The following is an 11,634-nucleotide window of genomic DNA, read 5'->3' on the forward strand; positions in this document are numbered from 1 at the left end:
CCCAACCCTGTTCCGCCCGTATCACGTGACCGGCCATCATCAACACGGAAAAAACGCTCCGTCAGACGTGGGATGTCGGTGGACGAAATCCCGGGACCAGTGTCGCGCACACTGAAGTTGCCCCCGGCCGAGTCGGCCTCCCAAATAAGATCAATCCGCCCACCTGCCGGAGTGTAGCGGACGGCATTCGACACCAGGTTGGAGCAGATCTTGTAGATGTCCCGCTCTTCTATTCTGACGCGAGTCTTGCCTTTTATCTGCAATCGAATGTCATGTTTGCCATCCGACAAGGCCAATGCTTCTTGTTTGACTTGCGCCAAAGCCGACGTCACATCCCACCCACTGACCGGACGCGCAGCACCGCTTTTTTCAAGTCGTGCTAAATGCAACAAGTCTTCGACAATGGCCTGCATGCGCTTGGCTTGCGCCGTCATATTGTGGACAACCTGCGCCATTTGGTCAGTACTCAACCGGTCATGGCTTGATAGCAACTCAAGATACCCGTTCAACACCGTCAGGGGCGTGCGGAGTTCATGCGAAACATTGGCGACAAAATCTCTTCTGATTTGCTCAAGCCGATGTAAACGCGTCACATCCTGCGCCACCACAAGCTTTTGGCCTTGTAAATACGGGGTGACCTGTATCGACAAGCGCTTGTCCGGCATAGCAGGCGCCGACATTTCAAAAGGCTCCTCAAATGCCTCTCGCTGCATGTACTGGACAAATTCCGGTGTGCGCAGCAAATGCGTAATGCGTGTGCCTGCGTCATATCTTCGATCAATGCCTAGCAATTCTTTTGCTGCCTGATTTGCCCACATAATGGCATTGTCGGGAGACAAAATCACAACGGCATCGGCCAGCGCTTCAGTAGAAGTTCGAAATTCTTCAATAATGTCGAGAAATCGTTTACGGTCCTTTCTGGCCCGGCGGCGCCAGCGGTGCAGCTCATCGAAAATTCGATACCACGGACCACCGGCCTCTGGCACTGATTTTTTTCGGCCATCCGATAACCAATCGTACAACTTGACGAATTGCCAGAAATGCCAGAGAAAAAATCCAAGTAAGGTGACAATGACCGCTTCGAGTCCGAGTCCCAAAAAACCACCTAACACATAACCTGACGCCAGCAGGAACAGCAACAGCATCCACTGTTGACTGATCATCCATCGCGTCTCACTGGTCATGCATGTGCCTCAGCTGAAAACCGGTACCCTGCCCCACGAACCGTATGGACCTGCTTGTCGGCGCCTGCTTGTGCCAATGCTTTGCGAAGTCGCCGAATGTGCACATCCACTGTTCGCTCTTCCACTATCACCTGCCGGCCCCACACGGCATCTAATAACTGCGTCCGCGAAAAGACCCGATCAGGATGTCGCATCAAAAAGTGCAGGAGTTTAAATTCGGTCGGCCCCATTTTTATCATCTGTCCCTCTACCGAGACACGATGTGCACCTTCATCCAGGCACACTCTTCCCACCACCACAACATCCATTTTGGCCTCATGGCCAGCCCGGCGCATCACCGCTCGGATACGTGCCACGAGCTCGCGTGGTGAAAACGGCTTGACGATATAATCATCCGCACCGACCTCCAACCCACGAATTTTGTCGTCCTCTTGATCGCGCGCGGTCAGAAAGATGATCGGAATTTGCGCAAGCGCCTGATTTTTTCGGATGCGTCTTGCCGCTTCTAATCCCGAAGCGCCGGGCAGCATCCAGTCAAGCAAAATGACATCTGGTAACGGCTCGCCAGCAGCCTGCCAATGATCCAGCATCGACCAGGCAGCCTCCGCTGTGCCAGCTTCCTCACAGTGCATCCCTTCTGTCTCTAACACCAGTCGCAACATATCGCGAACCGGCTTTTCATCCTCCACCATCAACACCCGTGCGGCCATCGCAGATGTCCTTTTACGCTTGCATTACTTTTCTTGAACAGTTTTCTCTAACTGTTGCATTGATACGTGGCGCACATCTTTGCCTTTGACTAAATACACTGTGTACTCCGCAATGTTATTGGCATGGTCGGCGACCCGCTCCAAGGCGCGTGCAGCCCACGTGATATCGAGCACGCTCGAAATGGTTCTCGGATCTTCCATCATGTATGTAACAAGCTGACGAGCCAAGCCGCGGTAGACATCATCCACTTCCTTCTCTTGGCGCGCCACGGCAATGGCCGCTTCCACATCCATGCGTGCGAACGCATCCAAACTCTCGCCTACCATTCGCAGCGCATGTTCACCGAGGTTTTGCAATGCCATCATTTGGGCCTTGGAAGGCAGCGTCGACTTGTCCGCTTCGGACAACTCCACCGCCATTCTCGCGACTTTTTCTGCTTCATCACCGATCCGTTCTAAATCAGTCACCGTTTTGATGACGGCAATGATCAATCGCAAGTCGCCAGCGGCTGGTTGCCGGCGCGCCAAAATCTGTGTGCATTCTTCGTCGATCTTGACTTCCAGACCATTGACCAATTTATCCTGTTCGATAATGGTCTCGCCCAGTGTGCCATCAAAATTTTGCAACGCTGTCAGGGCTTGGCGAAGCTGACTTTCGACCAGACCACCCATGCTCAGAACTTTCTCACGCAGATCTTCAAGCTCTTCATTAAACTGCTGTGAGATATGTTGTGTGATTTCTTTTCGATCCATTGTGTTATCACCTCACCCGTTTGCCATTATCCGTACCGTCCTGTGATGTAATCTTCTGTGCGTTTCTTCTGGGGATTGGTAAAGATTTGGTTGGTTTCCCCATATTCAATCAAGTCGCCCATATATAGGAAAGCAGTATAGTCCGATACGCGGGCCGCCTGCTGCATATTATGGGTGACGATGACAATGGTGTAATCGTCTTTCAACTCCTGTATCAACTCCTCGATTTTCAGAGTTGAAATTGGATCCAGTGCAGAAGCCGGCTCATCAAGCAGCAAAACCTCTGGTTGTACCGCGATGGCGCGTGCAATCACCAGTCGTTGCTGCTGACCCCCGGACAAACCCAAGGCAGAATCATGGAGTCTGTCCTTCACCTCATCCCAGAGCGCGGCCCCTTTCAACGCCCATTCGACCACTTCATCCAAAGTACGGCGTTTGTTGATGCCCTGTAAGCGCAGACCGTACGCGACATTTTCATAAATGCTCTTGGGAAATGGGTTTGGTTTTTGGAACACCATACCAACGCGGCGACGCAAGGCCGTCACGTCAGTATCCGGCGCATAAATATTCTGACCGTGAATACGAATCTCACCCTCAATAGTTACGCCATCGACCAAGTCATTCATGCGATTCATACAACGCAGTAAGGTCGATTTGCCACAACCACTCGGCCCAATGAACGCGGTGACCTTTTTCTCCGGAATGGTGAAAGTGATGTTATGCAAGGCATGCTTTTGGCCGTACCATAAGTTGAGATCTCGCACCTCAATGGCCGTCTTCTCAACTGGTTCCGGTTGCTTGTCTTGTAAGATGGCCTGTACATCTTCCGGTTTTACTTCATGGAAATTTTCAGTCATGGAATTCATCTCCGCCCGATGGTTAATGCTCAAGCGCCTTGTATTTTTCGCGCAGTCGATTGCGTATGCGTATCGCAGTTAAGTTCAGCAAGACAATGACCGCCAGCAACAACAGCGAAGTGGCATAGACTAAAGGTCTCGCGGCTTCCACATTGGGGCTTTGGAAACCAACGTCATAGATATGGAAGCCAAGATGCATAAACTGCCGCTCAAGATGCAAAAATGGCGGGTTACCATCCAGCGGCAAGCTTGGCGCCAGTTTCACCACGCCCACCAGCATCAAAGGTGCCACTTCGCCCGCTGCCCGGGCAATGGCGAGGATCACCCCCGTCATGATGGAAGGGCTAGCCATTGGCAGGACCGTCTTCCATAGCGTTTCCGCCTTAGTCGCTCCCAAAGCCAAACTCCCTTCTCTGACTGCTTTCGGCACCCGGGTCAGACCCTCTTCCGTGGAAACAATGACCACTGGCAAGGTCAAAAGCGCGAGCGTGAGTGATGCCCACAAAAGCCCTGGCGTCCCGAATACCGGCGATGGTGCGGCTTCCGGAAAAAAGAGATCGTCGATGTTCCCGCCGAGAAAGTAAACGAAAAAGCCGAGACCAAAGACACCATAGACGATGGATGGCACACCCGCTAAGTTGTTGACGGCAATCCGCACCGTACGGGTCAACCAACCTTGTGTCGCATATTCGCGCAAATACACTGCGGCAATCACACCAAACGGTGTCACCACTATCGACATGAGGATGACCATCAATACCGTACCGAAGATAGCAGGAAAGACGCCGCCTTCTGTGTTGGCTTCACGTGGATCGTCACTTAAGAACTCCCAAATGCGATCCAAAAATACGCCAATTTTGCCCGCCATACCAAGCTGGTTCGGCTGATAGTAACGAACGACCTGCACCAAAGGAAACTGGCTCTCGCGACCATCCGCTAGACGGATCACTAGGGTATCGCGAGCAGCCGCTTGATTAAGACGGGTCAATTCTTTTTTCAATTCAGCGAACTGTGCTTGTAAATCTTGGCGTTCACGCTCAATACTCGCGAGCGCTTCCGGAGTGTCTTCTCCGTCAAGTTCGAGACGACGCTGCGCCAAACGAAGTTGCTCCATGCGGTAATTAATCGCACCAATATCATCCTTTTCGATGTCGATGATCTGCTCATGTAGCTCACGAGCACGTTGATAGCGCTTGGCCAACTCCGACATCAAATTGGGGCTGGCATCGTCCACCACCGGTTGACCATTTTCTAATACGGCCTTCACAAAGCCGTATGCATTGCCCCATTCGAGTCGCTCAAACACCGTCGCCTCAGCCGGAAAACTCGGTTCGCCAACAATGGCATGCGCTTTAATCCAACGAAAATCCAAACCATTGAGCTTCCGGTTACCGATCTTGTAAAGAATCTGTTCTTCACCTTCGATCACATTGCCATTTTCGTCAAACAGGGGTTCGTCATCCATACGCTCGCCCAGAATCGTGACCTTCTGGCCGTCCTTTTGGTAAGTCACTTGCTCAATGGGCTTGGGCCAAAAATGGGTAATCCCTTTATAGGCAATGTGCAGCGTCAGGCCAATGACCATGAGTAGTGAGATCGCTACGCCCAACGCATTAAGCCAAACCCAAAAATCGCCCTTGTGATGTTTCGGCGTGCTCATATCCACCCCTTACAAACTGCTATATTTTTCGCGCAACCGCTGCCGAACCAACTCGGCTGCCGTATTCGCCACAAAGGTAAACGCAAACAACACTAACGCGGCTAAAAACAGCACCCGGAAATGGGAGCTGCCGACCTCGGACTCGGGCATCTCGACCGCAATGTTAGCCGCCAGCGTACGCATGCCTTCAAAGATGTTCATGTTCATCACTGGTGTATTGCCGGTCGCCATCAATACAATCATGGTCTCACCAACGGCGCGTCCCATACCAATCATTAGCGCCGAAAAAATCCCCGGGCTGGCGGTTGGCAACACAACGCGCACCATGGTTTGCCACGGCGTGGCCCCCAAAGCAAGGGAACCGCTGACCAAATGCTTGGGGACACTAAATACTGCGTCTTCGGCAATCGAAAAGATCGTCGGAATGACCGCAAAGCCCATGGCCATACCAACGACCAGCGCATTGCGTTGATCGAACGTGACGCCTAGCTCATCACGCAGCCAGATGCGTGCGTTACCACCAAAGAACCACAACTCTAGGTGCGTGCTCATCCCCACGGCCAGCCAAGCCGTCAAGATGACCACAGGAATCAGTAACAGTGGGCGGTAACCATCGGGACAAATGCGTTGCCATGGCTGCGGCAAGACACGAAAGAGTGCTGCCGTCGCCAGCGTGACAAATGGTAAAATCAATAAAAATCCAATGACGCCAGGTAGATGTTTCTCCACAAAAGGCGCCAACCATAACCCGGCCAAGAAGCCTAAGATGACAGTGGGCAATGCCTCCATGATTTCAATCGTCGGCTTAACCACTTGCCGCAGGCCCGGCGACATAAAATAGGCTGTGTAAATGGCGCCTGCCAAAGCCAAGGGCACCGCAAAGAGCATCGCGTAAAACGCGGCTTTCAAGGTGCCATAGGCCAGAGGGGAGAGGGAGAATTTTGGCTCAAAGTCATTGTTTGAGGCCGAAGACTGCCAGACATAGGCTGGCTCCGGATAACTTTCGTACCAAACCTTCTGCCAGAGCGATTTCCACGAAATCTCGGGATGTTCGTTATGCACGTGATACAAATGCAAAGTATCGGGCGTGGCCACGAGCATTTTGGTTGACCGCCCATTGATCGCCACATTCGCCGCATCCGCAGGCAACTTGCCTTTCAGTAAAGTGCGTTCTGAGGTGGTATAGAAAATACCGTACTGGTTCCGTGCATCGACAGCGATGAAACCTTTACGAAGGCGCTCGGGCAAAATCCGTATGACCGGCGCGTCATACAATTTGAATTCGCGAACTTTTGCCAACCGTAACTGCTGACTTTCTTTTTCACGATAACCGAACCACTGTGATATGAACCCCTTGTCATCACCCACCAGCAGAGAATAGTGGCCAAGCAATGAAACAACAGCCGTAGGCCGACGTTCGCCTTCCAATTGCCCTGCCGCCAGAAATTTCGGTGGTGCGTCGATCCATTCGTAAAAAAGAATCTGTCCAGACTCTGTAGTGAGATACACCCATCGTCCATCGCTGGCCAACTCTATCGAAAACGCTCGATTATTAGCCGGTATCTGCCACCTTTGGCCATCATCAATCGCGACCTCAAGCGCCTCTGTCAGAAAGTCCTGCTCAAGCGGATATTGTTGGAATATCCATTGATCAGGCAAAGCATACGCTATCTTGAGCGTTTCCTCGTCTGCGAACACCGCAAAGGCGACAACGCGTGCATCATCCACCGACAACGTTAAGCGACTATCGAACACAGGCTCTAGACTGGGCGTGATGACCCGCGTTCCATTCGGATAAGACAGGCGGTACACCTGTTTAAACAGACGAATTTCATTTCGATCACTTAAGACCGCTAACCAGTTGGGTTGCCCAGCAACCGGCTGCACCTTCACCACCTGACCATCATCAAGCAAGCGAGACTGTGCAGCGACTGAGCCATCATGGACACGGTAAAATGTGGCGGAGCCATTCTTTTCAATGGCAAGCACTAACTCACCGTACTCTTCACTGTCAAACCAGACCACATCTGCTGGCAGGGCCACACCCGTGGTTTTTGCTTCCTCCACGCGCGCAGATTCGAAAATTGGCAAAACCACTGAAAGTAGATAGAAAAAGATCAAAAGTACGGCAACCACGACACCGATGCCACCGGCAGTGATCCCGTGTCTTGCCAACGTATCAAGCAAACGACGCTGCTTATAATGACCGCCGTTCGCCATTTCAGAGCGCACTTGTTCAATGGCTTTTTTGGTGTCTTTTGAGGCAATTTTATTGTCGCGTTGACTCATCGGCACACTCGCCTGTTAACCTTGCCGGTAGGGTAGAGCCGAAATGTTACAACAATGTGACAGGTTAGGCACGTTTAATTCGAGGAAGGGGTATGACTTCGCTGGCTTCACGGAAATTTCAGCGATGTTAGTTAAGAGGCGGGAATGTGTCAGTGCAATAAAACTGTCACATAATTTGTCTAGACTGGGGCCAACCGTAAGCTCGGTTACCTGATATAGGGTGCAAATTTTCACAACATAAACAGTTAGGAGTGACACTGATGAAGAAAACAACGATTGCTTTATCCGTATTTGCCGCTTTGGCCGGTGCCGCATTTGCCGATGACGCACTGACCGTGTACGGGAAAATCAATGTTTCGGTACAGGCCGTCGATGAGGCCAATGGCGACAATTTTTCTGAAATTAAGAGCAATGCCTCGCGCTTCGGCATCAAAGGCAAAGCCAAACTGAACGACGGCTTGGAAGCGTTCTACAAGCTCGAATGGGAAGTGGACGTGACAGACAAATCAAAGTCGAGCCAAGATCATCTGAAATCCCGTAACCAAGTTGTTGGTTTAAAAGGTGGTTTTGGTACGGTGTTCGTTGGTCGTCACGACACACCAATGAAAAAAGCCCAGAAGAAAATTGACTTGTTCAACGACTACGAAGGCGACATCAAGCATGTGATCAACGGTGAAAACCGCGAAAGCAACATCCTGCAATATTCAACACCGAAAATTGGTGGCGCACTGCAATTCAACATTGCGATGATCCCGGGTGAAGACCCAGCCAATGGCCAAGACAGCCTCACAGACGCCACGTCTTTTAGCGTCACGTACAACAAAAATGATCTCTATTTGGCCTTGGCGCAAGATACTGATGTTGACGGCGAAGGGGTCGATACCACTCGTATCGTGGGCCAATACAACATGGACAAATTCCAATTTGGCCTGTTGTGGGAAACCACAGACAATGGCACCACTGATGCGGACGGCTTTGTGCTGAGCGGCGCAATGAAAATGTCCGGTGGTAACACCCTCAAATTGCAGTATGCCGACTCCGACATCTGGCAACTGGGCGTGAGCGCTAAAACCAAATACAGCACCATGACGTCACTTGGGCTCGATCACAAGCTGAGCAAGAAAACAAAAGTATTCGTCTGGTACACCGATGGAGAGCTCGGTGCCACAGGCGACAACGATACTTTCTTTGCGGTTGGTGTTGAGCACAAGTTCTAAGCCATACCATTACAAAAAACGCTCGGCCACGCCGGGCGTTTTTTTCGTCTACAATTAATCGTCAGAAGTCATCTCCCTTTGATTTTTTTAATGTCAGAACAAGAACAGACACGACTGGAAGCACTACGCGCGCTTGGGCTTTTGGACACTCCGCCGGAGGAGCGTTTTGACCGTCTAACACGGTTGGCCCATCTGGTCTTTGATGTGCCCATGGCGTATATCAGCCTGATCGACGATCAGCGCCAATGGTTTAAATCTGAAATTGGACTCGGTGTCCAGGAATGTCCGCGCACCATCTCTATCTGTAATTACACGCTCGTTGGAGACAAGCTGCTTATTCTCGAAGATGCGGCGAAACATCCGCTTTTTAAAGACAATCCTTTTGTCGCCAATCCACCGCACATTCGTTTTTATGCCGGTTATCCGCTCCACACAAAGGAAGGTATCCCGGTAGGAACTTTTTGTCTATGCGACATCCAGCCCCGTCCATTGTCAACGCAACAAATGACAATATTCCAGGAATTTGGCGCACTTGCAGAGCGAGAAATACAGGTCACAGAAGCCCTTGAAATTGATGATCTTACAGGACTCTATAATCGGAAAGGTTTTCTCAACAACGCGCAAAGAATGCTGGAGTGGTGCGAGCGAAACCATCAAATAGCCTCGCTGATCTTTATGGATTTGGATCACTTCAAGCAGGTCAACGACCAATTCGGCCATCCAGCTGGCGATGCTTTGTTGACCCATTTCGGCAGAGTGTTATCGCGCCATATTCGTACCTCCGACATTGCGGCTCGCCTGTATGGCGACGAATTTGTGATTTTTTCCATGGGGACATCCGCCAGACAGGCAGAACACCTCATCCAACGGATACGCGAACATCTTGCCAACACGCCTTGCCCCGAGACGCCAGGGTCAGGTGTTCCCCTCACCTTTTCGGCTGGCATTGCCGAGTATACAGGGCACCAAGACGTCAGCCTGTTCGCGCTGATTGAGACGACCGATCACGCCATGTATCAGAACAAACGTTCACGTCAGACGAAGGTGTGATCTTCATGTCAGCCATTCACTAAATTTGTCTTCAGAGGGGAAATAAAGCGCCCCTTGGCATCTTGGCCAGCCAACCTTTCGAGCGACATGCATATACACCTCTAGCTGGTGCTGATAACGCGCCAACTGAGACTGGACAAATGCGTCCCAGGACTGAGAAGCATCGGGTTCGGCGGTTTTGTAATCGATGAGATAGGTCTTTGTGTCGTGGAAAATGACCAAGTCAGGCTGATAAAAGCGCACACGATGCCCCTGCCGGTTGACCAGTTGCGGCTCACACAACACCTGCTTGGCCGTAGACAATAGCTCGGCCAGTTTTGAGTTGGGCAGCCGCCCCATGACCGTGGACAGTTTCTCGAGCACATACTCAATTTGTGCGTCATTCAGTCCCTCGCTTTGTAATGTCTTATGTAGGGCAGCATATCGGGCTTCCGCCCAGCGTTCATTGACCGGCCAGTGTTGCACGGCCAATTCCAATTCAGCATGGATCACTCGCCCAATCAAACGCGGCATTAATTGCCACGGCTGAGGTGGATCTTCAGACGCCACTATGTCCGCCACGGGACACTCACACTTCGGCACTTTTATCCGAACCAAATTGCGCCACCAACGCACTTCCGGCGCATCTTTCGGTTGTTGGGGTGGTTTCGGCATCTTACCCAACGCAAGCAATTCAGGCACCAGTCCCAGCAAAGAACGCGTCGATAGTTTCTCGACCTCTCCTTTGTCGTTCAGCTGGAGTTCCGCCACAAGATGCAGTTTTCGCTTGGCACGTGTGCATGCAACATAAAGCACGCGCAACGCTTCGTCACTGTCGGCCGCTGTTTCTTTATCCTTCAACCATTCGTAAAGCGCAGAGTTTTCGCCAGTCTTGCCACCAGAGGCAGCCATCAACGGCAAGTCCTCGTCAAGACGATTCCGCTCCCAAAGGAACAATGGACTATCGCCGCTTCGTGGCGCTCGGTCGAGCCCTATGACAAACACTTCATCAAACTCAAGCCCCTTGGCCTTGTGGATGGTCATTAGATGGACGTTCGCATCGCTGTGACCGGCATCGGCACGCAGTTGCTTGATCGACTCAAGAAACGATTCGATATCTTCCAATCGTCCAGCATTGTCAAACTTGTCCACAACGGTAAAGAGTTTGACCAAATCCTGTTCGGCATCCCCACCATACATCGCTTCGCCAGCCAGTCTCTGCCACGCCTGTTGCAACCATTCCGTCAAACTCACACGACCAAACCATGTCCGAAGGTTTGCCAAAACGTCCCGATAAGCCGCCACACGGTGCTGGCCATCGTCGGTCAAACTGGCCGTGTTGATGGCTTGCCAAAACGGTTTATGCGTACGCGCAATTTCCGTCATCACCCCCAAAACATCAGTGCTTTTCAAACCCAGCCAATTGCTGCGCAGCACGGCAGGCACATAAACGGGATGGGCCGGCTGGTGCATGGCAAGCATCAAATACACCAGATCATGGACATGAGCCTTGTCCATCAGCGAGGCCAACTCAACCGCCTGATACTTCACATTTTCTTGACGCAAGCGCTGGGCAATGGCATCAAGATGATTGCGGCTGCGCGCCAAAACCGCCACCGAAGGGCCGTTGGAAGGACCTTTCGAAGCACCTTCGCGGAGGGTGCGTTGAATGCCCTGATAAACATATTCCGTTTCATTGTCGCGCTTGTCGCTTGCCGCTAGCCATTGAATGCGGACTTCCCCATCCGACGAGAGTTGAGGGATCGCACGAGCAAAACGCACAGCATCCGAGCTCAATTGCCGGCTGGGCGTGAACAGTTTGCCAAACAATTCGTTCACCCACTCCACAATGGCAGGAGATGACCGAAAATTTGCCTGAAGCTGAATGTTTTCCAGCCGGACATCACCAATGCCTTCTTCCTGCACCTTGGTAAA

At 51.7% G+C, this 11,634-nt stretch carries 9 protein-coding genes; 2 read left to right on the forward strand and 7 right to left on the reverse strand.

Annotated elements, in window-relative coordinates; all coding sequences use genetic code 11:
- The 6 genes from phoR to D6694_03130 form a co-directional block, all read right to left on the reverse strand.
- The coding region (phoR, locus tag D6694_03105; GenBank protein RMH46769.1) for a phosphate regulon sensor histidine kinase PhoR at nucleotides 1-1,184 on the reverse strand (1,184 nt) is incomplete at its 3' end.
- Complete coding sequence (gene phoB, locus D6694_03110) at nucleotides 1,181-1,894, reverse strand: phosphate regulon transcriptional regulatory protein PhoB (GenBank protein RMH46770.1); 714 nt, start codon at nucleotides 1,892-1,894, stop codon at nucleotides 1,181-1,183. The genes phoR and phoB, both read right to left, overlap by 4 nt.
- Nucleotides 1,895-1,918: 24 nt before the next feature.
- On the reverse strand, nucleotides 1,919-2,647 hold the full coding sequence (gene phoU, locus D6694_03115; GenBank protein RMH46771.1) for a phosphate transport system regulatory protein PhoU: 729 nt from the start codon (nucleotides 2,645-2,647) through the stop codon (nucleotides 1,919-1,921).
- A 26-nt stretch (nucleotides 2,648-2,673) separates the two neighbouring features.
- On the reverse strand, nucleotides 2,674-3,504 hold the full coding sequence (locus D6694_03120; protein RMH46772.1) for a phosphate ABC transporter ATP-binding protein: 831 nt from the start codon (nucleotides 3,502-3,504) through the stop codon (nucleotides 2,674-2,676).
- Between the two features lie 22 nt (nucleotides 3,505-3,526).
- Nucleotides 3,527-5,164, reverse strand: a complete 1,638-nt coding sequence (gene pstA, locus D6694_03125; GenBank protein RMH46773.1) for a phosphate ABC transporter permease PstA — start codon at nucleotides 5,162-5,164, stop codon at nucleotides 3,527-3,529.
- Nucleotides 5,165-5,173: 9 nt separating this feature from the next.
- Nucleotides 5,174-7,384: an ABC transporter permease subunit gene (locus D6694_03130; protein RMH46777.1), complete on the reverse strand. Its 2,211-nt coding sequence runs from the start codon at nucleotides 7,382-7,384 to the stop codon at nucleotides 5,174-5,176.
- Nucleotides 7,385-7,713: 329 nt separating this feature from the next.
- Between D6694_03130 and D6694_03135 the strand changes: the two genes are divergently transcribed.
- A complete protein-coding gene (locus D6694_03135; protein RMH46774.1) occupies nucleotides 7,714-8,670 on the forward strand; it encodes a porin in 957 nt (318 codons plus the stop codon).
- A gap of 90 nt (nucleotides 8,671-8,760) precedes the next feature.
- Nucleotides 8,761-9,720, forward strand: a complete 960-nt coding sequence (locus D6694_03140) for a sensor domain-containing diguanylate cyclase (protein ID RMH46775.1) — start codon at nucleotides 8,761-8,763, stop codon at nucleotides 9,718-9,720.
- Between the two features lie 3 nt (nucleotides 9,721-9,723).
- Here D6694_03140 and D6694_03145 read toward each other — a convergent pair whose 3' ends face one another.
- Entirely contained in the window at nucleotides 9,724-11,625 is a 1,902-nt protein-coding gene (locus D6694_03145; GenBank protein ID RMH46776.1) for a hypothetical protein, read from the reverse strand.
- Between the last annotated feature and the right edge of the window lie 9 nt (nucleotides 11,626-11,634).

Source organism: Gammaproteobacteria bacterium, assembly GCA_003696665.1.
Lineage (GTDB): Bacteria > Pseudomonadota > Gammaproteobacteria > Enterobacterales.